Here is a 26015-nt window from a genome sequence, read left to right as displayed (position 1 = left end):
GCAGGTAGGATTGCCCGATGAGCATGGCCCGTTTGCCACAACAAGCCAGAGAAGAGCGCTCAGAGCAGGATGATCGCAAGGCGGCGGTTCAGCAAGCCATCCTGCATGGGCCGGTGCTGGCAACCATCCTCCGGCTCGCGTTGCCAACTGTCGCGGTGCTGGTTGCCCAGACCCTCGTCGGCGTTGCCGAAACCTATTACGTTTCCCGGTTGGGGACTGATGCGCTGGTTGGTGTATCGGTTGTATTTCCGGTCTGGATGCTGATGACCATGATGTCGGCAGGCGGCATCGGGGGCGGGGTCGCTTCGGCCGTTGCGCGGGCCATCGGTTCGCACCGCCTTGATGATGCTGACGATCATGTTCTGCATGGGATTGCGCTGGGCGCCTTGCTGGGCTTGCTGTTTATGGGATGCATCTGGATTTTCGGTCCCATGCTTTTTCAGGCTCTTGGCGTTCGGCAAGGTGCGCTGATACAGGCGATCACCTATTCGCGCTGGCTCTCGCTCAGCGCCGTTCCCATCTGGGTCGTCAACCTGTGCTCGGCGGCTTTGCGCGGGGCGGGCAATGTCAAGGTGCCGGCACTTGTATCGCTTTTCGGCGTTTTCACTCTTGTCCCGCTTTCTCCGTTCCTGATCTTTGGGCTGGGGCCGTTGCCGGGGCTTGGTATCGCGGGGGCAGGGTTGGCGGTCACTCTTTACTATGCCGCTGCGGGCATGGTCCTGATCCGATATTTGCTGAAATCGACGGCTGGTCTGAGGCTGACACTGCGTCCTTTGCGCTGGCCGCTGTTTCGCGACGTTCTGGGTGTCGGGCTGTTCTCCTCTGTGGCGGTGGTGCAGATCAATCTTACCGTCATCATCGTGACCGGCCTTGTCGACAGATTTGGTAAAGCGGCATTGGGTGGTTACGGCATAGGCGCAAGGCTCGATTACCTGTTTATCCCCGTCCTATTTGGACTGGGCAGCGCCTTGCTGACCATGGTGGGCACCAACACAGGGACGGGCGATTTTGCACGCGTCAGGCGCATCGGGACCACGGGCGCCATCATCGGCGCAGCATTTACCGGCTGCGTGGGACTGGTGGTTGCTATATGGCCCCGCCTGTGGCTGGGAATTTTCAGCCATGATGGTGATGTGTTGCAGGCCGGTTCGACCTACCTTCGCTTTGCCGGTCTTTCTTATCCGGCCATGGCCGTTGCTTTCATATTGAGTTTTGTGTCGCAAGGGACAGGGCGCCCCGGCTGGACCACCTTTGCCGGAACAGTCCGCCTTGTCATTGCCGCCGGGTTTGGATTGCTCGCCGCAAATGGCTGGAGCGCGGGACTGTCCACGCTTTCGGCCATCGTTGCATCCAGCCAGTTCGCCGCCGCGCTGATCTGTCTGTGGGCAACTCACCGGGGCCATATCTGGATGCTTCCCAATCACCCAGTCCGATAATCCAAGGAGCGAAAATATGCTGATGATGCTTTTGGCCTTGATGGCAGGCGCCGTTCAAAAGAATTCCCTTCGCGAACCCGCGCCCGATATTCAGCAGGTTGCAATTGACGCGATCACGGGAAGGTCGCTGACCAAAGCGGTCCGCGAGGAAAATCGCGATGAGGCCCGCGGGCCATCCGATCCTCAGATGGAAATCGCGGACCGAATTGCCGGTCGCAACGTCACCTATCCGATCGCGGGTGAGCAGAGCGCGAAGCCTGTCGATATGCAGTCGGTGATCGCCGCCTCTATCGGTGGAAAGCATTGAGCATCCCTGTTCGTGGGGAGTAAACTCATATGCGCGCCCGGGCATGCTCAGCGCAGTGCCGAACTGGCGATCGCGAGCCTAATCTGACGAATGTCGCGCGCTGGTGGCGCGCCGAATTGCCGGAGATATTCGCGGCTGAATTGTGAGGTGCTCTCATAGCCGACCGCGAAGGCTACATCCGAAGCGCTATGGTCGCCAGCGAGCAGCAACTGTCGCGCCTCCTGCAACCGGAGCTGTTTCTGATACTGGAGCGGGCTGAGGCCGGTCATTGCCAGAAAATGGCGATGCAGGCTGGCACGGCTCATGCCGCTGGCATCGCAGAGCGCCTCGATGCGCAGGCGCGCGTTTTGATTGTCCCTGACCCGCTATATGGCGGTTGAACTTGGCGCGCGCCGGATCCGGGTGAATGCGATTGCGCCCGGCGCCATTGCGACCGATTTTGCCGGCGGCGTGGTTCGCGACAATGGCGATGTGAACGCCTATGTCGCGCAGGGCATCGCGCTTGGTCGCGTGGGCCTGCCGGACGATGTCGGCGGGGCCGTTGTCGCCATCCTGTCTGACGAGATGGGCTGGGCGACCGGCACGACCTTCGACATTTCGGGCGGGCAACTGCTGTAGGCCCAAGCATGGGCTTTTCATCGCAACCCTGCCGAGGGATTTCTCAGATGAAATACGCGCTTCTGGCCATGGCCGCCGTCATGTTTTCCACGCCTGCATGGTCCCAGACATGCGACCTGTCCAGCAAGGCAAGAGGTGATAACATGCCAACACCCATCGAAACGGTCACGGCCTTCAGCGCGGCCTTTCCCGAGGATCATGGAAAGGCTGCAATCCGGCGATGGTTTATCCCCAAGACGGTCTGGGTCAACGAAGGCGTATCGACCACCACTGGCGTCGAGGAAGCGATAGCATTCATCGACCGGCCCGCCAGATCGCAGCCGTCCATTTTGACATACTGGCTATCGCAGCGGACGGAAATCGCGTGCTCACCGAGCGAGTGCTCCGCTTTGTTCGCGCTGATGGCAGCGAGGTCGCCGCAGCGAACTGATGGGCATATTTGAAGTGGAGGGGGGAGTGTATCGGGGCGTGGGGGCCTATTTCGACGTCAATTTTGCAAAGAAAATATCAAAATATCAATGATCTGTTGGGCATCGCGTCTATCCGGCGATTTCGGTTTGGCAAGGCCCCCATCGCCTATTCCTTGCCGCTACCTCACGAGATCTTCATGCCTGAAAATAGCCTCACCCTCATTAGCCATCCCCTTTGTCCATTCGCGCAACGGACACCGTCCTATTTGAAAGCATGGTCATCTGCGAGTATCTTGAAGAAACTCAAAGGGGCCCCAGATTGTACTCCGACGATGCTCTGATCCGCGCCTGGCAACGGGGTTGGATCGAGTTCGGCACAGCGACCCTCACCGATGCCTGGCAGTTCCTCAACGCCTCCGATTACGCCACCGCAAATGCAAAGCAGGCCGCGTTCCGGGACAAGCTCATGCGATTGGAAGCGGTGCTCACCGATGGACCTTATTTCAGCGGTGCCGACTTTGGCATGGTCGATGCGGTTTTCGCGCCTCTCTTACGCTATTTCGACATACTCGACCCGATGGTGTCGCAGCCGATCTTCGAGAACCGCCCTCGCGTTACGGCGTGGCGGGCGGCGCTGGCTGCACGAGAGAGCGTCATTGCCGCCGTGGCAGGTGACTTTGCCGAGCGTTTCCTGCAGCACCTCCGTCACCATCAGGCACTCCTCGCAGACTGAAGCCGATCAAGGAGCCGCCAGACTCTGAACCACCCCAAGTTTGCCGGAGATGCGGCGCCTTAAGTGCAATGTGAAAGAAGGACCGCTTTCAACTGGCAAGTCTAATGACTTGGCCACCACACCACAGTTCAGATTCGATCAGCGGTGAAGGCGAGGGGGTGTAAGTTTAGCTGTGGAAAAGGCCCCAGTCAGTCACACAGACCAGTCACACATCGGTCGCCCTTTTGTACTTAATATTTTGATTTTGTGTTGTTTTCATGAATTGGCTGGGGTGGGAGGATTCAAACCTCCACATCGAGGTACCCCTATTTGATACCCACCCGGAGGCCTCCGTTTCAGCTTGGCCGAGAGCTAAAAAAACTTTTGATTTCTGGATCTTACGTTCATCCAGTAATGAACCCAAGAAAAATCATGTCAGAAATCGTGGCAGATTTTCTGGAACTGACAGCCGGCGGAAATAGTCTGATTCCGAGTGTATTCCCATTCCCGCCGGTGTGGCCAGTAGGCGCCCCGGAAATCTTTACCTGTGTCGGTTGGCTTGAGGTGTGCGATCGCCGCTTCGGTTACCAGCAGGTACAGGTGGTCAGCGGCTCTGTCTTAGTACCTGCCTACGACACTGCGATTGGCTTTTTCATCCTAACCTTCACTGGCGCCATCGGCGCCGTTCGCCACAAAATCTGGCTCGGCGACATCAATCAGCACTCCCCGCCAAACCAGAAACCACAATTTATTCCGGCAACTCGCGTCTTGCGAATGGTGCAGGCGCTATGCTTCGCGGCGTAAGCGTACAAAGTTGAGCTTAGAATTTGGTGGTCGCTTCCAGATGCGCCTCGACATCCTTGCGCTCGATCCACAGCGTTCTGAAGGTCTTGGCGTTCAAAAACTTAAGCTGGTCGGCATTATGGGGCGATCCGGGCTGGCTGGAATTGCCATAGCTCATCATGCCGACCGCCTTCATCGGGGTGGAAAATTCGATCATCGAAACCCATGTTTCACCGTGCTGAGGTGTGCGCTCGCCATCCTTCATCGGCCCCCATGTGATGGTGCGGAAGACGCCTGTGTTGCCAAAGCCGCCATTGCCCGGCAGGTTTACGCCGCCGATGTGGAAGCGCGAGACATCGCCGAAGGGCCGGTCGATGGCGCCATAGAGCTGTTTGGTCTTGGCCACGGCTTGCTTGAGCATGGCCACGGCGGCGGCGGGATCTTTCAGCCCGCGCGGGGTTTCAAGCGGATCGTCTAGCGTCCATTTCACTGCATAATTGGCCTGACTGGTGAAATTGCCCGGCGAGAAGAGCAGCGCCCATGTTTCAAACAGCAGGGCGCCGCGGCTATCGGCATTGTCCTGATGGTCCCACGCCGAAAGCACGGCCACAGCGGCCTGAATGTCGGGATCGGTGCTGTCCTTGCCCGCAGCCAGCAGTTCGGGCAACATGCGGTCGGCCATGAGCGCGCGGGTCGTCAGCTTGCGCGCGACGAAATCGTCGAAGCTGAGCTTGGGTGTTTCGTTCAAAAGCTTGACCGACATTTGCGCGCGCTGGCTCATCGGTCCTATGGTCGAGACATAGGAGGGCCATTTTTTGGGATCGAGCACGCGCGGATAGGTAGCCAGCCATGGCGGATCATTGGCGTTTTGCACAAAGCCGCTGGCGGGATCGAGAACCTTGGGCAGGTCATCATAGCTGTGCACATCCTTCCACAGGGTCGAGGACGTGTCGCCCGCCACGGGCTTGACCCAGTCGGCATAGCTGCCGCCCTGTTTGTGAACAGGCAGGATGCCATTGTCCAGATAGAGGATATGCCCGGCTCGGTCGGCATAGACGATGTTGAACATCGGCACCTGCAGGGTCTTGAGCGCCTTTTCGAAATGGGCCCAATCCTGCGCTTTGCCCATGTCGAGATATTGTTGCAGCACGCCGGGGCGGTCCAGCCCCGCCACTTTCAGCGCAACCGTATCCTTGCCGCCGGGCAGGTCGAACACCGGGCCTTGCACGGCATAGCGCTGGGTGAAGGTTTCGGTCTTCAGGCTGCCGTCGCTCTGGCGCACCTTGAAACTTTTCTGCGCGGTGGTGAAGGGCAGGGTCTTACCGTCGAACACATAGCCGCCCTCGGCCAGTGTCAGCTTATACGAGGTATAGCCCTGAATGGTGTTGACGGTGTTGGTGAAGCCCAGATTGTTGTTGAACCCAAAACGCAGCACCGGCAGCCCAACCTGCGTGGCGCCATAGAGCGAGAGGCCGGGCGCGGTGATCTGCGCCTCGAAATAGGTCAGGATGCTGGGCGCCCATGGCAGATGCGGATTGGCCAGCAGCATCGCATTTCCGCTGGCCGAGCGCGAAGGCGCCACCGCCCAGGCGTTCGATCCGCCCGCGTTATTGGTGGCCGCATCCACCAGCACGCGTTGATCCGAGGCGATATAGACATAGTTCATCAGGCGATGCGCATGGGCCATGATGTCCACGCCCCTGATGGGCAGCACCTGAAGCACCTCGGGGGCAAGTTTGCCCGGATTGGCCTTGGCATAGGCGTTGATCCCGGCGGCAAAGGCGTCCAGATCGGCGCGCATCTGTGGCGTCTGCTGCGCAAACCACTGGGCCGAGCGTTCCGGGACGCCATTGGCGATCAGCCAGCGGTCCTGCTTGGCGAATTTGTCGCCCCAATATTCTGCCGCGCGGCCGCGCGCCTCGCCCAGCATGTGCAGCAGGATATCGCCATGCGCCTGCGCCTGCGCATAACCAAAGCCATAGAAACCGCCCGCTTCGGTTTTGGCATAAATGTGGGGGACGCCAAAACTGTCCCAGAGAATTTCCGCGCCGGCCTGAGGCGTGGCGGATGCTGCGGTCGGCACATGTTTGACAGGCGCTCTGGCAGAGGAGGCCGCGCCCAAGGTGAGGGCGGCAGTGCCCAGCAGGGCAATGGTGATAAGGTTTCGCGTCATCAGAAATTCACCCTTGCACGAACATGGTAATAGCCGCCTGTGAAGCCATAGGCGCCTGTCGAAACATATTGCCCGCCTGTCGAAACAGCGGCCATACAAATGGCTGAAACTTGCCCAATCCATAGTGATATCGTGAAGCGATCACAACGTTTCCCGGCATGGGGTTCCCCGAATTGGAATGGTCTGTCTGGCAGAAACGGATGGCATCGCAAACTCTGCCAGTGCCAGTTGTGAACTTATGAGAAAATCTCGGTATCCGGTTCGTTTGACGTATGGCACCGCCACGCTTCTTGATGGAAGATCGCAGAATTCGTTCTGCGGAAGCTGGATTCGCAAGGGGAGCAAAGCGTGGCCAAGGATCCTGTCCGATTAAGGCTTGACTGGTTCAAGGCGGTAATCCTTCCCCACGAAGGAGCCTTGCGCGGACGAATGCGTCGCGTGATGCGCCAGCATGACGACGTCGACGATGTTGTTGCCGAGGTATTGACCAGAGCCTACGCGACCGCCAGTTTCGAGCGGATCACGGCGGGGCGCTCCTATTTGTTCCAGATCGCGCGCAATCTGTTGATCGACGAGGCCCGGCGGGCAAAAATTGTCGTTTTGGAGGAAATCGCCGATCTGGATCTGGTGGCCGACACGATGTCGGCTGAACGTATGCTGCAGGCCCGCGACCAATTGCGGCGGGTTGAAGCGATTGTCGAAACATTGCCGTCGCAATGCCGCCGAGCCTTCATCTTGCGGCGCGTTCATGATAGGCCGGTGAAAGAAATAGCAGAGGAGATGGGATTATCCGTCTTCACAATCGACAAGCACATTGCCAGAGCGACATTGAAAGTCATGCAGGCCCTTGGCCAATTCGAGGATGCACAGTTTGACAACCCCGACCGCGCTCCCGGTATCGTCCAGCCAGCAAAGGCACGCGATTGAGGAGGAAGCGGCGCGTCTGTTCCATCTGGCGCGGGGCAGCGGATGCGATGGCGGCTCTGCAGAAGCGTGGGAGCAGGTCTCTCGCTGGATCGAATTGTCCCCCGCCCACGGCGTAGCCTTTGCCAAGGTCGAGGCCAGTTGGGACATGACCGAGGCGCTGCGCGCTTCGCAGGAAGATTTGCTGGCCGATGGGCCGGGCGCAGCCGTTGATGATGTCGATGACGAAACAAAACCGGCGCATCGTCTGTCTCGCCGCGCCTTCGGGGCCTTGGCGGCAGGTTCCGGGCTGGCGGTTGCCGCATCGGTGGTGCTGTGGCGTATGGGCACGGCGCAGCGCTATAGTACGAAGGTGGGCGAAGAGCGGCTGATCCATCTGGCCGATGGCAGTCAGGTGCGGCTCAACACCGACACCATGATGGATGTCAGTATGCAAGCGGACCGGCGCACGGTTCATTTCCTGAAAGGCGAGGCGCGGTTTGATGTCGCGCATGACCCGGCTCGACCGTTTTTGGTGACGGCGCGCGATGGCGCTGTGCAGGCTCTCAACACGGTGTTCAACCTGCGCCTGCGCAAGGATTTTACCGAATTGACCGTGATCGAGGGGCAGGCGGCGATTATGGGCGATGGTGCGCCTGCGGCCACGGTGCCTGCGGGCACATCGGCGATGATCCGAGCGACCACGGTGTCAATGATCAAGCTGGCCCGTGTCGATCTGGAGCGGCGCACCGCATGGCAGGAGGGTAAGATCCAGCTTGATGGCGCAACACTTGCTCAGGCGGTGGATGAGTTCAACCGCTATCGTACCAAGCCCTTGGTCATCGGCGATCCCGACCTATATGGCCTGCGCATGGGCGGCATGTTTGCCGCCAACAATTCGGCCGATTTTGTCGATGCGTTGAAACAGTCCTTCGGCATTAGGGTGATGGAGGGCAATGATGGGGCGGTGATCCTGTTGCCCGGCGCCGACCGGCCCGAGGACGTAAACAAACCGGGCAATTCGGCGATTTGATGCCAGTGATTTGATGACGGCGGCCTGCCCGGTTGGGGCAGACCGCGCGCGACACTTATTTTTCCGCCACGACCAGCGATTTTCCGCGATAGAGCGTGGGGTCGATCTTGGTGATCGTCTGCACCTTGCGCCCATGATTGCTCATAAACGTGACTTCGACCTTGACCGGTGCCATGCTGGTCAGCCCGAAGGTGACTGGACCGGCGTTCTGGCTGTTGTAGCCATCGCCTGTCGATACCTGCCGTGTGGCGAGGATCTTGCCCTGCTTGTCGTAGAGGCGCACCTCCGAACCGGCCTTGGTCAGATGACCTTTGGCATCGGTCACCAACACGCTCAGGCTGCGCTTTTGCGCGGCGGGCAGGGTGTTGTGGAACAGCGGGTGGCCGCCGGTAGGGCCATAATTGTCGGTGATCGACAGGTCCAGCCCGCCGTCCTTGTCATAGTCGACCCATTGCACACCGTGATCCGCCTGATTGAGCGGCCCGCCATTCAGCAGCACATCGACAAAGCCCTTGGCGCCTTCGTTGTGGAACAATTCGTCCTTGGGTTCCTGTTGACCCGGCGCGCCCACATAAGTGGTCACGAAGAGATCGAGCATCCCGTCATTGTCATAATCGCCCCATGATGCGCCGACCGAGTGGTGATCGGTGGCCACGCCCATTTTTTCGGCGACATCGGTGAAGGTGCCGTCGCCATTGTTGTGCCACAGCTTGTTCTTGCCATAGATCGGCTCGAAAATGTCGAGATTGCCGTCATTGTCATAATCGCCCACCGCGCATCCCACGCCGCCTTCTTCCTTGGGCCGCCCCGGCGAGTTCATGCCCAGTGCAGGCGCCACATCGACAAAGCCCGCCTTGCCGTCATTGCGCAGCAGCGAGTCCGTCTGGCCCGACTGGTTGGCAAGGAACAGGTCGAGGTCGCCATCCTTGTCATAATCCAGCCAGCACGCGCCAACGGTGGATTTGAACGTGGTCAGCGGACCATCGGCAAAGACCTGATGGAAAGAGCCGCCATCGTTGTGAAACAGGCGGTTCTTGCCGACGCGATCCGATGCAAACAGGTCCAGCCGACCGTCATTGTCATAATCGACCCAACTCGACTGGCGCGCGGAGCGGCCCGGAATGGTCAGGCCGAGCTTTGCCGACACTTCGGTAAAGCCTTTGCCCTGATCATTGTGCAGGATTTTGGTCAGTTCCTTGGGATCGGTGGGGCCAAGCAGCAGATCGGCCCAGCCGTCGCCATCATAATCGCCCCAACTCACTCCGCGGATTTCATAGCTGCCCTTTTGCGGCAGGCCCATTGCCGGGCCGACATTGACGAACTTGCCATGTTCATAATGGTAAAGGCGGACCTCACCATTCTTCAATGAGACGGCGAAGTCCAGATGGCCGTCATGGTCGAAATCGGCCCAGCTGTTCGACATGCTGTTCTTGCCCGGTTCAACGCCGAACACCTCCTTTTGCACCTCCTCAAACGGCAGGGCGGCAGGGGCCTGCGCGATGGCCGCGCTGCCGGACGAGGCGAGCAGCAAGGGCAGAATGTATTTCTTCAAACTCATGACAGTCTCTCCTCATCGGCGGGCATCTGATTATGGGTTCTTGTGTCGGGCAGGCGCAGATAGACCACCAGCGAAACGCCGATCATCGCGGTGACGTACCAATAGAAGCCGTTCTCCATGCCCGCCTGTTTGAGCCAGAGGGCGACATATTCCGCCGTGCCGCCAAACAGCGTGTTGGCCAGCGCATAGGGCAGGGCGACGCCCAGCGTGCGGATATGGGCGGGGAACAATTCAGCCTTCACCACGGCATTGATCGAGGTGTAGCCGGTGACGATAATCAGCGCGCCCAACACCAGCAGGAATGCGGCAAACGAGGATGTCACCGTTTCCAGCCGGGTGAAGATGGCGGTGGTAAACAGCACGCCGCCAAGGCCAAAGCTCACCAACAGAGGCTTGCGCCCGATCCGGTCCGACAAGGCCCCCGCGACAGGCTGAAGCAGCATGTAGATGAACAGGGCCGAGGCCATGATGCCGGTGGCCGTCTGACGCCCGAAACCGGCGCTGTTGACAAGGAACTTCTGCATATAGGTGCTGTAGGCATAGAAGGCCAAAGTGCCCCCTGCGGTCAGCGCCATCACCGTGAACACTTCGCGCGGGTGATCGCGGAACAGCGCGAGGCCAGTGGATTTGGGCGCCTTGTGATCGGCCTGCGCATCGGTGAAGGCCTCGGTTTCGCGCAGGCCCCGCCGTAGGTAGAATACGCTGACCGCCATGATGCCGCCCACCGCAAAGGGAATGCGCCAGCCCCATTGCTCCAACTGCGCTTCGCTCAGCACTTTTTGCAACAGCAGCAGCACACATAGCGCCAGCAACTGCCCCGCGATCAGCGTGACATATTGAAAGCTGGAGAAAAATCCGCGCCGCTTGCTGGCCGCCATTTCGGACAGATAGGTGGCGCTGGCGCCATATTCGCCGCCCACGCTCAGGCCCTGCAACAGCCGCGCGAAGAGCAGCAGCAATGGCGAGGCCACACCGATTGTCGCATAGCCGGGAATGATCGCCACCATCATCGACCCGCCGCCCATCAGCACAACCGACAGGGTAAGCCCGGCTTTGCGTCCCTTGCGGTCGGCATACATGCCCATCAGCCATGCACCCAATGGCCGCATCAGGAATCCCACCGCAAAGATCGCGGCGGCGTTGAGCAATTGCGCCGTGCTGTCGTCGCTGGGGAAGAAGACGGGTGCAAAATACAAGGTGAAGGCCGAATAGACATACCAATCGTACCATTCGACCAGATTACCCATCGATCCGCCAAAGATCGACCACAGGCGCGATTTTTGCGTGGGGTGTCCGGCATGGGCAGGGAAGGTGCGGGAATCGGTTTGCAGGTTCATGGCCGTCAAAACGGATGTCCGCGCCCGATCTGTTACTCATCGTTTTCGGGAGGCATCAATATAATGGCCGCATCCCGGCCTTTGATGGAGCGAATGCCGAAGCTGGCGCTCAAAGCCCTCACGAAATCATCGGACTGTCGGATGTGAAAGGACCCTCCGACCCGCAGGGCTGCCAGTTTGGTATCCCCCAGAATGAGCGGATGCGCGCGGTAGCGGTTCATATCTTCCACCGCCTGCGCCAGCGTCTCGCCCTCCAGTTCTATCCGGCCGCGCTCCCATGCCATGCGCTGTTGAATGCTGGCAGGTCTGAGGGCAGTGACGGCAACCGTCCCGCCGCGAATGGCCGCCCCATTGCCCGCGGCCACGCGGCGCGGCAGCGATCCGTTATCCCGGACCGCAACGGTGCCTTCGATCACCGTCAGTTCGGTCTTGTCGGAACGCAGCCTGAGGTTGAACGCCGTGCCCACGGCGCGCACGGTGGCGCTGCCGATGGTGACAAGGAAGGGGCGCCGGGCGTCATGGGCCACGTCAAAGCGCGCTTCGCCTCGTAAGAGATGCAGGTGGCGACCATCCTCGCGCAGCGCCACCTCGACGGACGTGGCCGTGTTGAGATGGATGAGCGAGCCATCCGCCAGCCTGACCGAACGATCCTCGCCCAACGCAGTATGATAGCGATCAACCGAGCCATGCAATTGCAGGGTGATGGTCCAGATCATGCCGATGATGGTGGCGGCGATCAACGAGAGGGCGATCCGCCGGTCGGCGCGCTCGCCGATCCAAGGGGGCGGTTTTGAGCGGAGTCCTTCAGCGAACTCCCAGCCCGCCTCAACCTTGGCAAAGGCAACCCCGTGTTCGGGGCGCAGGGCGACCCAGGCCATCGCCTCGTCCCAATCCTGCGCGCCGTTGCCCGCCTGCGCTTTCAAAAAGCGCCGCGCCGCCTCTGCTTCGAGCGCCTTTCGCTGCGCTGCGCGATCCTGTGCCTTGTTGCTGTTGCTCACCACGCCCGGAAATCCTCATGTTAAGCAATCTCTACAGAGGCCCGCGCCGGGTGCTTGTCTGAGGGGTAAACGGATGGGGTGTACTCTTCTGTTATCGGGACGAAAAATCTGCCTTTTTCGGTGCAGTGCCCAAGTCGGCGAAGAGACCGCAAAATTATCGGCGATAAAATTATGACAGAAAATATGCAGGGCGAATGGCAGAAAACAAAACTCTCTCCGTTTCTGCCCCATGTACCCAGTACAAACGCCGGGGGGTCAAGAACGGTCATGGTTACTTTCAAACAATACGCTTTTTTGCGCGCGGCATCCGCGCTTGCCTTGTCCATGCCGACTTTGGCCATGGCTTCGCCGAGCATGGCAAAGGATGCCGCCGTCACCCAGTTCCGCATTCCGGCTCAGCCTGTGCAGAGCGCGCTGGCGCTGTTCGCCAGACAATCGGGGCTCCAGATCCTGTTCCCCTACGATCAGGTCGCCGGGCTGCGCGCCCAATCGGTCAGCGGCAGCATGACGCCTGAAGCGGCGCTTTCCCAACTCATCGCGGGCACCGGGCTGAGGATCAACCACACCTCGTCCAACGCCATCGCGCTCTCTTTTGCTGGACAGGCCATAGAGCAACCGAGTTCGGCCACACCGCAGGCTGATGACGGCGATACGGGCACCGCGATCATCGTTACCGGATCGCTGGGGCAACCGCGCACGGTGGTCGACAGCCCGACGCCGATTGATGTCATCAGCGGCGCAGAGCTGGAAAAGACGGGCAAGGCGGGGATCTTTGCCGCACTCAACACGCTGGTGCCATCCTTCAACCTGCCCGCGCGGGCAGGGGGCGCCACCTCGACTATTATCGCCACTGGGGGCTTGCGCGGACTCAATCCCGATCAGACGCTGATCTTGGTCAATGGCAAACGTCGCCATAAGACCTCGCTGATCAACGCCGTTTCAACGCTTTATAATGGCTCGGTCCCGGCCGATCTGGATATGATCCCGACCTCGGCGGTGGATCACATCGAGGTTTTGCGCGATGGCGCCGCCGCGCAATATGGCTCGGACGCCATTGCCGGTGTCATCAACATCATCCTGAAAAAGAAGAGCAGCGGGGGCAGCGCCGCCTTTACCGCAGGCCAGAACATGGACCGCAGCGACGGTGAAATCTTTCGCGCCGAGGCCAATGCCGGGTTCAAGCTGGGCCAGCGCGGCTTCCTCAACCTCTCGGTCAGCGCCAAGAAGCAGTTGATGTCGAACCGGGCCGATCCCATTGCGCCCTGTACGCTGACGACCCAGACGACCTGCTTGTATCCTGTGGTGGGTGGCGTGCTGGACCCGCGCGATGCCACGGCCAACCGGTTGGTCACGATTAGCTACGGCGTCATGCCGCAAAAGAGCATCAACACTTCCTACAATGCCTCCTATGATCTAGGCAATATCGAGGTATATTCCTTCGGCACCTATAGCCAGCGACATTCTGACCTGTGGTATTCCTATCGCTATCCCAATGATATCAACAATATCGCGGCCATCTATCCCGATGGCTATCGCCCGCATGTGAAGGTCGATGAAGAAGATTACGAGGGCGCTTTGGGCCTGCGGGGCAAATTGGCGGGCTGGAACTGGGATTTGTCGGCTACCTATGGCAGCAACCGGGCCCGCCAGACTTCGGAAGGCACCATCAACCCAACGCTGGGGGCGGCCAGCCCGACCAGTTTTTACATCGGCACGCTCAAGTCGAACGAGTTCACCAGTTCGCTGGATCTGACGCGCGCCTATGATGTGGGCGCGGGCAAGCTGCAGGTGTCCGCCGGGACGCAGTTCCGCCGTGAAACCTACCGCACATCCTCTGGCGATCCGGCCAGCTATGCTGCGGGCGCATTCACCACGGTTGGCACCAGCGTTCGCACACCCGGCGCGCAAAGCTCCGCCGGGTTTCAGCCTCAGGATGCCGCGTTCATGGCGCGCAGCAACGTGTCGGTCTATGCCGATGCCGCCTATGATCCCAATCGCAACCTCACCATCGGCGGCGCTGTGCGTTTCGAGCATTATGACGATGCCAGCGGCGACACGCTGATCTGGAAGCTGAATGGCCGTTATGCAGCGACGCCCTGGCTGTCCTTTCGCGCGGCGGCCAACACCGGTTTTCGCGCGCCCGCAGTGGCCCAGCAGATCTATACCCAGACTACCAACCAGTTCCGCACGGTGCTGGGCGTGAACAATGTTCTCTTGCAGATCAAAACCTTGCCGGTCAATTCGGCGGCTGCCATTGCGCTGGGCGCAACGCCGCTCAAGCCTGAGAAATCGACCAATCTGAGTGCCGGTTTCGTCCTCACTCCATTGCGCGCGCTGAACATCACGGTCGATGCCTATCAGATCGAAGTCAAGGACCGCATCGTTGTGACCAGCACGTTGACGGGGGCGACCATTATCCCGATCCTTGTCGCCAACGGTCTTTCTCCGGCGCTTAGCGCGCAATATTACACCAATGCGATTGATACGCGGACGCGGGGCGTGGATGTTGTGGCAAGCTATCGCCACACTTTGTTCGATACGCTGAAAATGCAATGGAGTTTTGGCTTCAATTACAACGAGACCTCCATTACCCATATCATCCCGAATCCATCTCAGCTTTCTGCCTTGTCGACCGAATTATTCGACCGTGCCTCGCGCAGCAATCTGACCACCAATCTGCCCAAGACCAAAGCCTTCCTGAACAACACGGCGAGCTGGAAGGACTTCACCCTCAGCTCGCGTCTGGTGCGCTATGGTTCGTTTGATCTTTTGCAGAACGCCTCGTCGACGGTGAATGGTGTGCCGGTCTATGCCAATGACCGGCACTATGGCGCCAAGTTGATCACCGATGTGGAGTTGAGCTGGAAATTCATGGCCGGGGCAAGTCTGGCTGTGGGGGCCAACAATATCTTCAACATTTACCCCGATGCGAACGGGGCCGTCAGCGCCACGCTCGGACAGGGGAAATATCCGGGAACCTCGCCTTTCGGTTTTACCGGCGGGTCCTATTATGCCCGTGTGGGCGTGGAGTTTTAAGCCCTTTCGTCGGGGGAGGGCAGCCTGCCCCGACGAGGGATGAAGACCGTGGGAGCCGTGAATTGGTGGAATTGGACAAGGAAATAAGACGGTTTTCTGGTCGCTATCTCCGGATGAGATAATAGTCCGGCGCCGGTCTAACTTCCCAACCTTGTGAGCGGCTTTCATGCACCGCCTCTGAAGCCGGTTGTGAAATTGCCCCTTTGAGAGGTTTCTTTGATTGGGGCGTCGTTGTTATAAAGAATAAATAAAAATTAACTCCAATAATTCTTAAAGTAATTTCTGAAAAATCTCTCGTTGAGCAAGTTTTTAAGATTATCCGCTGCGCCATCATGGCACATTTCAGGAAAATCTTAATCGATGTTTTAAAGCCTCTTGGCAATGAGGTCTGGTTTCGTCACCTTGCCCACTGGCCAGACGCGTGCAGAAACAAGCCGAGCTCGTCCACCCTCGACGAACAGATTTATGTGCGTGTATGGTAAGCGGGGGAAAAGCGCAGTTGTCATGACAGTGGCCCCCCGGTCGAGAAATGCTTCTATGCTGGAGTGGTCGATATAGAACGACATGCGCACAATCCTCCCTTGGGCAGAACGTGGCGCTTTGTCGATTGAAGCGAATTTGGGTGAAAAATCCACATTCCCGGACGCCATTCGATCGCTGACAAAGGTTTTGGCGCTACTGTCGTAACCGAAGCGATAGCTGTCGCCTAGGCTGTTTGTCATTTCGAAGCCGACCTTAGGATGGCCAGTTTCGATGGCGAAGGCCAGATCGAGCCGTGATTGCGAGATCATGCTCTTGGCCAGCGGCAGCTTGTATTCGCTTGAGAGCTTTCGCGGGTTGAAGGTCAACGCCTTACCTTCGAGCCGTTTGATCTCGCGCACGGGCAGGGAATGAAGAGCATAGCCGCCACCCGATTCTTGGTGGAGGCTGAGTTCGCGCGGCAAAGTCATCGCGCTGCGCCACGCTTTGGTCGGCGTTTTTTCGCCATAGTCCCAATTGTTCATCCAACCGATGAGGAGCGCTCGTCCATCGCGCCGTTGGAGGCCAGACCATGTCACGCCGGCGTAATTGTCCCGACCCCAATCTAGCCAGCGCGGCCCCGAACTTTGCATTTTTCGGGCAAAGTCGGGATCCATCTTGAAGGTCTTGCCGTCAAAATCGCCAACGAAATATTGAGTGGCCGAGCCGCCGTTAGGCCCTCCTGGATTGAAGCTCTGGATCAGCACCCACTTGGTCTTATGTGTCCCTGCCACGCGTAAGGGCAGCAGGTCAGGGCATTCCCAGACTGCGCCGTGCGGGCCAAGGCCAGCGCCAAAACTGCTGAGCCGGCGCCATTGCTTCAAATCGGCCGAGCCGAAGAACTCGCTGTGATCGCCCACCGCCAGCGCCATCACCCAGCGACGGCTGGGGGCGTGCCAGAACACTTTTGGATCGCGGAAATCCTTTTGGCCATTGTCGGGGCGAAGCACCGGATTGCCAGCATATTTGATCCAGTTTTCTCCCCCATCGAGGCTATAGGCAAGGCCCTGACTCTGAGGTGGCTGGTCTGCCTTTAGGGCATCTTCCTGATGATAGGTGAATATCGCCACCATCGGTGCGCGACCGTTCTTCCCCAACCCACTCGTGTTGTCACGATCCAAGACCGCGCTGCCGCTGAAAATCGTTCCCAGTGCATCGGGGGCCAAAGCGATGGGGCGTTCTTTCCAGTGCAAGAGGTCTTGGCTTGTTGCATGACCCCAGTGCATCGGACCCCAAACGGACGCCTCGGGATTGTACTGATAAAAGAGGTGATAGACGCCATTATCGTAGATCAGTCCATTTGGGTCATTCATCCAATGCGCTTGAGGCGTGAAATGATAGGCTGGGCGATATTGTTCGGATTGCGCCGGAGCAGGCTGCTTTTCCGCAGGTTGATCGGCCAGCAGGCTGCTGGCCGATGACAGGGCAATTGCCGCGAGGTGGATGCTTGCTTTGCCGGGAGAGAAGATCATCCATCTTGCCTTTCGAACACGGCCTGCGTTCCAGTCTCTTTCTGGGTTGCATCGGCTTCAATGTCCTTGCTGTCGCTTGATACAGCCAGCGCGATCGCGCCCAATACGCCAGCGCGGTCAGAAAGGGCTGCAGGTACGATCAGTCTTTGTGCAGCCGCACGATCCGGAATGTCGCGATAATAGCCGCCCAGAAGATCGATATAGGCTTCCCTGGCGCTGTCGAGCACGCTGTGCTTCAGGCCAACACCGCCGCCCACAATGATTTTTTGCGGCGCAGTCAAAACTGTGAGATTATGGAAGAGTTGGGCAAGGTATCCACCAATCTGGCCCCATACCGAATGGTCGTCGGGTACAGCCTCGCCCTTGACGCCAAGGCGCTGCTCGACGCTGGGGCCGCAAATCATTCCTTCCAAACAATCGCGATGAAAGGGGCATATGCCCGCAAAAATATCTTCTGAAGCGGTACGTCGAATGAGCATATGTCCGGCTTCTGGATGTAAGAAGCCATGGAGTGGGCGGCCATGGGCATATAGCCCAACGCCAACGCCTGTGCCTACGGTAACATAGGCAAAGATATCTTGTCCTTTGCCTGCGCCCCAACGCGCCTCGGCGAGTGCCGCAGCGTTAACGTCGGTATCAAGCGCGATGGGCATATGAGGAAAAGCATCGCGCAAAGGAGTCAGCACGTTGAAATCCCGCCATGCAAGCTTGGGTGTATCAAGGATCGTGCCATAATCGCGCGCACGCGGATCTAGCCGTATCGGGCCAAACGAGGCAATCCCCAGCGCTCGACCAGGGCCATGAGTTGCTTCGAGATCGCGCAAGGCTGCGATGACCGCTGGAATGGTGTTTTGCGGATCAGTTGTGGGCAGGCGGACAAGCGGCGAGAGAGTTTCAGGCGAAAGCCCGGCCGCGACTACCACTTTGGTGCCGCCAAGTTCGATGCCAAAATACATGTCTTATCCTCGAGCAGGGGTATCGGATTGTGATGTTTGGTCTTAGCGGCGGATCGCGTTTTCCATGTCTTCAAGGGCAATACCCTTGGTTTCAGGAAAGAATTTGAGAACTACGATGAATTGCGCGACCATCGCCAAGGCAAAGAAGACAAAGGGCAGACCTTTGGACGTTGCAGCGATCACGGGAAATGCTGTGGCGATCAATGCGTCCATTAGCCAATGGGTGGAAGAGCCAAGGCCCTGTCCGCGTGCCCGCACTTCCGTGGGGAATATCTCCGAAATATAGACCCAGATCACCGCGCCCTGCGAAAAGGCGAAAGAAGCGATGAACAGGACCAGCATCGGCAAAAGCAAGCTCTGATGTGTGTCGCTCAGTTCGATATAGGCAACCCCGCTCAGACTTGCCGTCAGCCCGACAGAACCGATCAGCAGAAGTGTCTTGCGGCCAATGCGGTCAATGATGGTAAGCGCCAGCAAAGTGAAGGCCAGATTGGTCGCCCCGATGATCACCGACTGAAGATCTGATGAAACTTTGCCATAGCCGGCTGCGGCAAAGATATCGTTGAGATAATAGAGTATCGCATTGATCCCCGACAACTGGTTGAACATGGCAAGCAGAATCGCCAGAGTGATCGGGCGGGCCTGCGATCGCCAAGACAACTTGGCCTTTTGACCTGCGCTCGATGCGGTCTGGCGAGCATAATTCTCAAGCTCTTCGCTGATGTTGGCATGGCCAAGCCGGGCGAGAACCTTGCCCGCTTCATTGACGCGCCCCTTGATTGCCAACCAGCGTGGGCTGTTGGGGATCGTGCAGAGCATGGCAGCAAGGAGCAGTGAGGGCACAGTGGTTACGCCGAATTTCCAGCGCCATTCCTGATCCCCTAGATTGAGCAGACCGATCAGATAATTGCTGAGATAGGCAACCAGAATGCCGGCCACGATGTTCAGCTGAAATACACCGACCATTGCCCCGCGTTGCCGTGCTGGCGCAATTTCAGCCAGATAGGTTGGCGCCAGCACCGAGGATGCGCCAACGGCCAATCCAGCAAGCACCCTAGCTGCAATCAGTGTTGCAAGATTGGGCGCGAAAAGGCACCCAAGTCCTGAAATGACATACATGATTGCAATAATCCGCAGGCAATTGCGCGCTCCGTATTTGTCGCCCGGGATGCCTGCTGCAAAAGCACCAAACAGGGTGCCCCAAAGCGCGCTCGAAACCGTCAGTCCCAATACAGTCGGGCTCAAATGAAATGCCTGCGCCAGACCCTGTGTCGTGCCCGCGATGACCGCTGTATCAAAACCAAATAGCAGGCCTGACAGCCCTCCGACGAAGACGCCGCTTTTCAGGCTGGAATTCATTTGCTGCTCCTTTTGGGTTCTTGTTCTATGGATTGCTCTTCCGGCGGGGCACTGATGCAGCGAGTTGTGTCGTGCTTCTCTGTCCTGCACCACGTCGAGCTCCTGACCCGCAGGCGGGGCGGCAATATTATGCAAGGTGTGGGCTTGCCCGCGATGCGCTGCTCCAGTTGATCGATCAGAAGTTCTGCGCCTGCTGACAAATCCTGACAGACTGTGGTTAGAGTCGGTACGGTTATTTCCGTCAGGCCGAGCCCGTCAAATCCCACCACCTTGACAGCGTCTGGAACCGCCGTTGAGCAGTCCGACAGAGCCTTCAGAGCATTCATCGCCAAAAGATCGGAGGCAGCGAAAATGCCGTCAGGGCGGCTCGCCGAGTTATTCAGATAGGATACGATGTCGTGGTGCGCCGAGGGCGCGCCAAGCGGAAAGGGGATGACGTGCATCGGTTCGCCCAGTCCGCACTTCGCTATCGTCTCCTGCGCTCCGGCCAGACGCTGGAATATCTCGATGGCGGTTGGATCACCAAGAAATGCGATGCGACGGCACCCGACATCAAGCAAATGACGTGCCGCCAAAGCGCCGCCCAGATAATTGTCTGTACCGACCGAACAATGTATCTGCCCAGCCAAATTCGCACCCCAAACTACCAATGCATGGTAGCGCGAAGCTAGGCGTTCAATTGCATCAAAATTATCCGATTGACCAAGCAGAATCATGCCATCCACCCGACCGGAAGCGGCGAAGGCTTCAAGCCATGCACTCTGGTTTCGGCCGAATCGAACAAGAAGAACGTCAAGGTCGCGGGCTGCCAGGCCATCGCCAAGCATACCCAGCATGGTGCTGAAAAATGGATCGTCTTCCATGTCGCGCGGAATTGCTACTGCAACGCGAGAAGTGCGCCGATTGCGCAGATTACGGGCCGTCGCATTCGGATGAAACGCGTGCTCATTGGCCAGGCGTTTGATCCTATCGCGGGTGGCGTCGGATAATAATGGAGAGTTTGCCAACGCACGGGACGCAGTCGAGGCTGACACACCTGCCAGATTGGCCAGTTCCCTAAGATTGCGGACTTTTTGCATAAGCAAGACATCTCTGCATTGGTGAATAGGCGTTTCGTATGAGAGCGGGTTGGACAAAGTGCGTTTGCCCAACCCTGCAAGTCTCAGTATCGATAGGATAAAGTGAACTTCCACGAACGCCCGATCAGCGGGCGGGCCACGCTGACATAACGTCCGTCGCTGAGCACCGTGCCTGCGTTGATCGAGCCGCCCTCGGTGAAAGAGGAGGCGTTGTTCAGATTATCGACGTTGAACTGTACGTCGAAATGCTTATTCAGCGTGAGCAGGGCACCTGCGTTGAACTGAGTATAGGCAGCATAGATTGCCGTATCATCGTTCCCGGCAAAACGCTTGCCGTAGTAATAGGCTTGCGCGAACACTGTGAGCGGCGTGTGCGGAATGGCATAGACCGGACGGAAGTTGGCGACGATCTTTGGCTGGCGGCCTGGCGTATAGGTCGACGGCTGAACATAGTGATATTGCCCGTTGATGATGCCATCACGATAGGGAGCGTCATTGCTCAGCTTCGGGTCTTGCAGCACAAGGCTGCCTTGCAGGTTCAGGCCCGGGACAAAGCTGGGGCGATAGCCAAACTCCAGTTCCAGCCCCTTATTGTTGAGCTTGGTGCGATATCTGTCGCGCACCACGGGGCAATTATTGGGCGTTGGCACCACCGAGCAAGACACGCCGCCAGCATTGGCCGAAAGATCCACCAGCGTCGAGCCCAGTTGCTCTTTCGCCTTGAAATCGATGATGAATCCCGAGAGCGAAACGTTGAACTGACGGTCGACATGGCGGATGCCGCCTTCATATTGCAGCACTTTTTCCACCAGATTGCCCTGGGCGATCTGGCCGGTGGAAGCGTTTGTCGCGGGGCCGCCAAAGATATAATCCTCAAAACCGGGCAGGCGGAAGGATTTTGCAAAGGTGGCGTAAACGGTTGTTTCGCTTTCGCCGCCGGGCCCGCCAAACAGGCGGTAATTCGCGCCCAGCGAGAAGCCGAAACCATGATATCTGGTTGCGTCATACTGTGGCGCGCCATTGGGGATACTGACGCATTTATAGGCCAGCGAGTCATTGGTGGAGCCAACCGTCGCATTGTTGGACGTGACATTGGCGCAGGTATTGCCTGGGTTGAAGGAATTGGTGGTAACGCGGTTGACCTTCAAATCCTGATAGCGCGCGCCAACATCGATGTTCAGGCGGCCGTCTAAAAGGCTGGCGTGATCCAGTGCATAGATCGCGCGGGTCAATTGCGATGAAGTGGCCCCAAGGCCAAACAAAGCGGGGTTGACCACGCTATCCTTGGTGATCGACGGGCCCACCTGTTGGCCGGCGGCATCCACCGCGTAGAAATCCACTTTGCGGCTGCGCTGCTCGATGCTGGAATAGGCGCGGGCAAACACCGATGTCACATCATAGGTGTAGCTGCTGTTATACAGTCCTAGTGTGATGTCATGTTTGGTCGCGCCCAGATCGAGGCGCTTGCTCAGGCGGAGATCCGATACGAAAGTGGTTGCGTTCACACGGCCAAACACCGGTACATCGTTCGCTAGAACAGAAGGGGCGGCCTGCGCCTTGGTCAAATCCGTTCCCGTAACGCTATCGGTGTAATATCCTTTCACGCCCACCGCGCGGGAGTAGAAAGCCGCATAAGGCGCGCTGCGAATCAAGCCGTTAAAGCCCGTGTCGCCAGCATTGGCCGGATTGCCGCCGATGAGAAAGCCGGTATCGACCGGAGGGTCCTGAAACATGGCGCTGAAGCCGCTGCTCCCACTGGTGGAGCGCACATTCGCACCAAACTTCCAGCCGCCGCCAAATTCCTTGTCCACTTTGGCGGTGAAAATGTTGAACTTGGGATGGATGCCATCCTTTATGTCCAGATTGAACTGTTTGCCTGTGCCGTCGTATAATTGATAGAAGCTGGTCTGGTTTGAAACCGGGGTGCCTGTGCCAAAGTTCAGGCCCAGATTCTGGACTTTACCAGGCTCGACGGTGAAAGGGGTTGCCGTCGTTCCGGGCGTGGCGCCTTTGGCCACTGCATAGGGAACGTCCTGATAGAAAGCGGTGATGTCGTCTATATGCTGCGCCATCAGCAGGACGGAGAGCGTTTCATCATCGCTCGTGAATTTCAGATTCCCGCGAATTTGTCCGCCCTTGTTGGCGGTAAACCCCGGATCACGTTGACCGTTGGAGGCACGGTAAAAGCCGCCGATCGCAAAGGTCAGATTTTTGTTGATGGGGCCCGAAACGAACAAATCATTGCGGATTCGGTTGTTGCTGCCAAGCTCAAGCTTGTAGCCCATATCGAAATCCTGCGTGCCGGTGCGCGTGATATAGTTTACGACGGCGCCCAAAGCGTTGGAATAAAGAATGCCTCCGGGGCCGCCTTTGGTGGCTTCGACGCGCGTTGTCATGATGTCATTTTTGACGAAAACGTCATTATTCATGAACGGCGCTTCAGATTCTTCATAGGCGGGCAGCCCGTCAATGAGATTGGGCACATAGCGAAAACCCCCGGCTTGAGGCAGACCGCGCACTTGCACGTTGTTGTGAGTTTCGCCTGCGGTGCCACCTTCGGGCAGAAAGCCGGGAATATTGGCCAGCAATTGCGCAGCGCCATTGGCAGCCAGGATTTTGAGATCCTGCTCGGTAATGGTGTTGGTTGAGATGGTTGACTCGATTTTCTTGGTCTTGGAAGTCACACCGGTGACAATGATTTCAGCGGTGGTGGGAGCGTTGACCTCAGTCGCATAGCCTGTAGCCGGGGCGCACAACGTCACTGCCGATGCGGTCGTAGAAAGCAGATGCAATGCTGCTTTAAATGTCCTCTTCACTCATCCCCCCTTTCGCGGTTTCCCCACGAGAATCTTTGGTTGGCACACCCGCTTGTGAATGTGCAATCGCTCCTTAACGAAGAATTGTCGACGTCGTCAATTATAAAAGTCGACGTCGACAATTTTGTTGACGCTGCGCTGCGGGTCGATCACATCTCCGGCAACGCGGGTGATCAAGCGACCTCAATATGATTGGAGAGATTTATGCGCGCCAGTTTCCGTAAGCGCAATCTGAGCCATCTGGTGCTCATTCTCCTGCTTTGCGGAGCGAGCAATGTGGCTGCTGCCACGAGTGGCGATGCCGATGCTCCTCCCATCGACTGGCGGTTTGAGGGTGGGGATGGGGGCAAGCCGGAATTTCATACCCAATTTCCGAAGCCGGATTTCGTGCCGGGTGTTTCGGGCATGGCTTGGCGAAGCGATGGCTTTTCAAGCTGGGTGTCCGCGCCCCTTGTGCTTAATCCTGCACGTGGATTCAGTGCTCGTGCATGGGTTGCGCTGGAGAGCTATCCCTCGGCCTATGAAGCTCCGGCGGACAGTATCATTCCCGCATCGCTTCTCCAGCAAGCCACCAGAGAATCGGGTTTTGATATATCTGTCGATGCGTTCGGCCGTTGGGGGGTGAGAGTTTCGACCAATGGTGGCAGCATTCGGTTGCAGGCCAAAGAAACCTTCCCTCTCAACAAATGGGCGCAGGTGGTCGCCAGCTATGATCCTGCGTCCGGAGAGGCCCGCCTTTATCTCGACGGCCAATTGGTGTCGGCCAGAAAGGGAAGTCCTGCCGCCTTCAAACCATCGACGACTGCCTTTGAAATTGCGCATAGTTGGCGTTCGGCGCCCATGGGGGTGTTCAATATCAATGGGTTGAACGCGGCCTATGATGATGTTCAGGTCTTAAACCGCGCAATTTCGGCCGAAAGCATTTTGGCGGACTTCAGTTCAGCCGCGCCCCCTCCGGCCTCCCGATCGCTCGTGGTTCCTCAATCGCGGTTTGCCGCGGATCTGCAACGCCCGCAATTCCATGCGCTTCCGCCTGCCAATTGGACGAACGAGCCGCATGGTCTGATCCGGCGCGGATCGACCTGGCACATGTTTTATCAACGCACCCCCAATGGCCCCTATAAGACACTCATGACTTGGGGGCACATGAAGAGTGACGATCTTGTTAATTGGACTGATCTACCCATCGCCCTCCGTCCGGAACTGCAGACAAATGATTTCGGCTTCGACATGAAAGGTATTTGGTCCGGCGATGTCGTGACAGGCCCGGGTGGACTTGCTTTCGCTTTCTACACCAGCGTCAACCATAGCCCCGGCTTTTATAATCCCGGCGTTTCGCTGGCGATCAGCGATGATCCGGGCCTGCTCAACTGGAGGAAGGCCGGCCCGCTCATTGATCGGACGGGGGTGAAGGATTTTCGTGATCCCTATGTCTGGTTCGAGGGCGGCGAGGCGCATATGATCGTTGGCGCCGCGCTTGGCTCGTCCGGAGGGCTCGCCCATTATCGTTGTGCCAATCTCGCGAGTCGCAGTTGCTGGAAGCGGCAATTGCCATTGGCGCCCTTTGAACAAATGGATGTCGGCTCCGAAATCTGGGAAATGCCGGTCTTTGTCAGGATCAGCGAGGATAAATATATCCTAGAGGCAAATCCGATCGGCGGTAAGGTCAGCAAATATGGCAATCCCGCGACCCGAGGCGTTTACTGGATCGGAACATGGGATGGAGCGACCTTCAAGCCCGACAGCCTCCAGCCAAGGATGCTTGACGTGCTTCCCGGCCATCTCAGCCCAACGGTGGAGCGTGATGCGGGTGGGCGGCTTGTCGGCGTCGGGATCGTGGATGAACGCCGGACTGCGGAAGCCCAATTACGGGCTGGCTGGGCGCACAGCTTTGGCCTGCCACGGGTGTGGCGCTTGATGCAGGATGGGAAAACGCTCGGGCAATCGCCATGGCCAGCTCTGGAAAAACTGCGCGATGCGGCCAGTGCTATCGATGTCGGGCTGAGCGGATCGGGAGAGCGCCTTGCTGGCGATTTGGGAAGAATGGTTGAAATAAAGGCGCATTTCGGGTCGACCCCGTCGACGGGGCATTATGGTGTGACTTTGGCAGCCTCGTCCGACGGAGCTGAGACGACCAGACTATATTACGATGCCGACAGCCACGAGTTCGTGCTCGACAAGGAGCATTCTTCCTTGAGCAAGGACGGCGAGGGACCCCGGTTGCTGCGCGGAGCATATGACGAAATTGCTTTTGGAAAGCCGCGCGATTTCCGTGTTTATATCGATCATTCCATCGTCGACGTGTTTATAAACAATGCTGCCGCCTTCTCATTCCGGATCTATCCCACCAAGGACGACAGCACGCATTTTGGCATCCTTTCCACGATGCCGCTGGATGCCCGGGTGGAGGCATGGCGTCTGTGGACGCCCCAAAAGAAGCAAGCGTTAAATGAGATCTGGCACGTAGTCAGGTGCTCTCGTCTGTCCGGCCTCTGGATGCAGCATTATGC

Annotated in this window: 20 protein-coding genes and 1 pseudogene; 10 read left to right on the top strand and 11 right to left on the bottom strand. The window is 58.2% G+C overall.

Translation table 11 applies throughout. The features are described from left to right. The first annotated feature begins 17 nt into the window (after positions 1-17). On the top strand, positions 18-1436 hold the full coding sequence (locus FHW96_RS23960; RefSeq protein WP_172343087.1) for an MATE family efflux transporter: 1419 nt from the start codon (positions 18-20) through the stop codon (positions 1434-1436). 16 nt (positions 1437-1452) lie between these two features. Next, positions 1453-1743, top strand: coding sequence for a hypothetical protein (locus FHW96_RS23955; protein WP_172343086.1), 291 nt, complete (start codon positions 1453-1455; stop codon positions 1741-1743). A 47-nt stretch (positions 1744-1790) separates the two neighbouring features. On the opposite strand, the gene FHW96_RS23950 is transcribed toward FHW96_RS23955, so the two are convergent. Then, the gene (locus FHW96_RS23950; protein WP_371815802.1) at positions 1791-2075 is read right to left on the bottom strand and encodes a helix-turn-helix transcriptional regulator; all 285 of its coding nucleotides are present in this window, start codon (positions 2073-2075) and stop codon (positions 1791-1793) included. Between the two features lie 37 nt (positions 2076-2112). On the opposite strand from FHW96_RS23950, the gene FHW96_RS23945 reads away from it, so the two are divergent. From FHW96_RS23945 to FHW96_RS23930, 4 genes are all read left to right on the top strand, one after another. Then, positions 2113-2361 (top strand): SDR family oxidoreductase, encoded by a 249-nt coding sequence (locus FHW96_RS23945; protein WP_216651042.1) that lies wholly within the window; start codon positions 2113-2115, stop codon positions 2359-2361. A 47-nt stretch (positions 2362-2408) separates the two neighbouring features. Continuing rightward, complete coding sequence (locus FHW96_RS26345) at positions 2409-2804, top strand: limonene-1,2-epoxide hydrolase family protein (RefSeq protein ID WP_253951215.1); 396 nt, start codon at positions 2409-2411, stop codon at positions 2802-2804. 286 nt (positions 2805-3090) lie between these two features. Further along, positions 3091-3504 carry a glutathione S-transferase family protein gene (locus tag FHW96_RS23935; protein ID WP_216651040.1) on the top strand — a complete coding sequence of 138 codons (414 nt, stop codon included), beginning with the start codon at positions 3091-3093 and terminating at the stop codon, positions 3502-3504. Positions 3505-3915: 411 nt separating this feature from the next. Continuing rightward, the gene (locus FHW96_RS23930) at positions 3916-4287 is read left to right on the top strand and encodes a hypothetical protein (protein ID WP_172343075.1); all 372 of its coding nucleotides are present in this window, start codon (positions 3916-3918) and stop codon (positions 4285-4287) included. Between the two features lie 16 nt (positions 4288-4303). Here the strand turns inward: FHW96_RS23930 and FHW96_RS23925 are convergent, their stop codons facing one another. Continuing rightward, complete coding sequence (locus FHW96_RS23925) at positions 4304-6439, bottom strand: penicillin acylase family protein (RefSeq protein WP_172343085.1); 2136 nt, start codon at positions 6437-6439, stop codon at positions 4304-4306. A gap of 348 nt (positions 6440-6787) precedes the next feature. Between FHW96_RS23925 and FHW96_RS23920 the strand changes: the two genes are divergently transcribed. Together FHW96_RS23920 and FHW96_RS23915 are read left to right on the top strand one after the other, a co-directional pair. Next, positions 6788-7366, top strand: coding sequence for an RNA polymerase sigma factor (locus tag FHW96_RS23920; RefSeq protein ID WP_371815801.1), 579 nt, complete (start codon positions 6788-6790; stop codon positions 7364-7366). Continuing rightward, positions 7311-8375 (top strand): FecR family protein, encoded by a 1065-nt coding sequence (locus FHW96_RS23915; protein ID WP_172343084.1) that lies wholly within the window; start codon positions 7311-7313, stop codon positions 8373-8375. The genes FHW96_RS23920 and FHW96_RS23915 overlap by 56 nt, the downstream gene beginning before the upstream one ends. Positions 8376-8430: 55 nt before the next feature. Here the strand turns inward: FHW96_RS23915 and FHW96_RS23910 are convergent, their stop codons facing one another. From FHW96_RS23910 to FHW96_RS23900, 3 genes are read right to left on the bottom strand one after another with little or no spacing between them, the layout of a single operon-like run. Beyond that, positions 8431-9933 carry a CRTAC1 family protein gene (locus FHW96_RS23910; RefSeq protein WP_172343083.1) on the bottom strand — a complete coding sequence of 501 codons (1503 nt, stop codon included), beginning with the start codon at positions 9931-9933 and terminating at the stop codon, positions 8431-8433. Beyond that, positions 9930-11270 carry an MFS transporter gene (locus FHW96_RS23905; protein WP_172343082.1) on the bottom strand — a complete coding sequence of 447 codons (1341 nt, stop codon included), beginning with the start codon at positions 11268-11270 and terminating at the stop codon, positions 9930-9932. Before FHW96_RS23905 ends, FHW96_RS23910 begins: the two co-directional genes overlap by 4 nt. Positions 11271-11302: 32 nt before the next feature. Then, the gene (locus FHW96_RS23900; RefSeq protein ID WP_371815800.1) at positions 11303-12268 is read right to left on the bottom strand and encodes a FecR family protein; all 966 of its coding nucleotides are present in this window, start codon (positions 12266-12268) and stop codon (positions 11303-11305) included. A gap of 354 nt (positions 12269-12622) precedes the next feature. On the opposite strand from FHW96_RS23900, the gene FHW96_RS23895 reads away from it, so the two are divergent. After that, positions 12623-15304, top strand: a complete 2682-nt coding sequence (locus FHW96_RS23895; RefSeq protein WP_253951214.1) for a TonB-dependent receptor — start codon at positions 12623-12625, stop codon at positions 15302-15304. A 365-nt stretch (positions 15305-15669) separates the two neighbouring features. On the opposite strand, the gene FHW96_RS23890 is transcribed toward FHW96_RS23895, so the two are convergent. From FHW96_RS23890 to FHW96_RS26850, 6 genes and pseudogenes are all read right to left on the bottom strand, one after another. After that, the gene (locus FHW96_RS23890) at positions 15670-17295 is read right to left on the bottom strand and encodes a glycoside hydrolase family 32 protein (protein WP_172343080.1); all 1626 of its coding nucleotides are present in this window, start codon (positions 17293-17295) and stop codon (positions 15670-15672) included. Next, the gene (locus FHW96_RS23885; RefSeq protein WP_172343079.1) at positions 17292-18251 is read right to left on the bottom strand and encodes an ROK family protein; all 960 of its coding nucleotides are present in this window, start codon (positions 18249-18251) and stop codon (positions 17292-17294) included. The genes FHW96_RS23890 and FHW96_RS23885 overlap by 4 nt, the downstream gene beginning before the upstream one ends. A 42-nt stretch (positions 18252-18293) precedes the next feature. Next, complete coding sequence (locus FHW96_RS23880) at positions 18294-19610, bottom strand: sugar porter family MFS transporter (protein WP_172343078.1); 1317 nt, start codon at positions 19608-19610, stop codon at positions 18294-18296. Continuing rightward, positions 19607-20746, bottom strand: coding sequence for a LacI family DNA-binding transcriptional regulator (locus tag FHW96_RS23875; RefSeq protein ID WP_172343077.1), 1140 nt, complete (start codon positions 20744-20746; stop codon positions 19607-19609). The genes FHW96_RS23880 and FHW96_RS23875 overlap by 4 nt, the downstream gene beginning before the upstream one ends. Before the next feature lie 26 nt (positions 20747-20772). Further along, positions 20773-22761 carry a TonB-dependent receptor domain-containing protein gene (locus tag FHW96_RS23870; protein ID WP_253951213.1) on the bottom strand — a complete coding sequence of 663 codons (1989 nt, stop codon included), beginning with the start codon at positions 22759-22761 and terminating at the stop codon, positions 20773-20775. Between the two features lie 312 nt (positions 22762-23073). Further along, positions 23074-23373, bottom strand: a pseudogene (locus tag FHW96_RS26850) (Plug domain-containing protein); the annotation flags it as partial. Positions 23374-23709: 336 nt separating this feature from the next. Between FHW96_RS26850 and FHW96_RS23865 the strand changes: the two are divergent. Next, positions 23710-26015 (top strand): LamG-like jellyroll fold domain-containing protein (locus FHW96_RS23865; protein ID WP_172343076.1); only part of this gene is annotated, 2306 nt, incomplete at its 3' end.

The organism is Novosphingobium sp. SG751A, from assembly GCF_013149295.1.
Classification (GTDB): domain Bacteria; phylum Pseudomonadota; class Alphaproteobacteria; order Sphingomonadales; family Sphingomonadaceae; genus Novosphingobium.
This window is presented reverse-complemented; position numbering and strand designations above follow the sequence as displayed.

Bases quoted from the DNA above. Each gene is read 5' to 3' on its own strand.
- FHW96_RS23960 (WP_172343087.1), top strand. From the start codon at position 18: ATGAGCATGGCCCGTTTGCCACAACAAGCCAGAGAAGAGCGCTCAGAG.
- FHW96_RS23955 (WP_172343086.1), top strand. From the start codon at position 1,453: ATGCTGATGATGCTTTTGGCCTTGATGGCAGGCGCCGTTCAAAAGAAT.
- FHW96_RS23945 (WP_216651042.1), top strand. From the start codon at position 2,113: ATGGCGGTTGAACTTGGCGCGCGCCGGATCCGGGTGAATGCGATTGCG.
- FHW96_RS26345 (WP_253951215.1), top strand. From the start codon at position 2,409: ATGAAATACGCGCTTCTGGCCATGGCCGCCGTCATGTTTTCCACGCCT.
- FHW96_RS23930 (WP_172343075.1), top strand. From the start codon at position 3,916: ATGTCAGAAATCGTGGCAGATTTTCTGGAACTGACAGCCGGCGGAAAT.
- FHW96_RS23925 (WP_172343085.1), bottom strand. From the start codon at position 6,439: ATGACGCGAAACCTTATCACCATTGCCCTGCTGGGCACTGCCGCCCTC.
- FHW96_RS23910 (WP_172343083.1), bottom strand. From the start codon at position 9,933: ATGAGTTTGAAGAAATACATTCTGCCCTTGCTGCTCGCCTCGTCCGGC.
- FHW96_RS23905 (WP_172343082.1), bottom strand. From the start codon at position 11,270: ATGAACCTGCAAACCGATTCCCGCACCTTCCCTGCCCATGCCGGACAC.
- FHW96_RS23895 (WP_253951214.1), top strand. From the start codon at position 12,623: ATGGCAAAGGATGCCGCCGTCACCCAGTTCCGCATTCCGGCTCAGCCT.
- FHW96_RS23890 (WP_172343080.1), bottom strand. From the start codon at position 17,295: ATGATCTTCTCTCCCGGCAAAGCAAGCATCCACCTCGCGGCAATTGCC.
- FHW96_RS23885 (WP_172343079.1), bottom strand. From the start codon at position 18,251: ATGTATTTTGGCATCGAACTTGGCGGCACCAAAGTGGTAGTCGCGGCC.
- FHW96_RS23880 (WP_172343078.1), bottom strand. From the start codon at position 19,610: ATGAATTCCAGCCTGAAAAGCGGCGTCTTCGTCGGAGGGCTGTCAGGC.
- FHW96_RS23870 (WP_253951213.1), bottom strand. From the start codon at position 22,761: ATGGCGCAGCATATAGACGACATCACCGCTTTCTATCAGGACGTTCCC.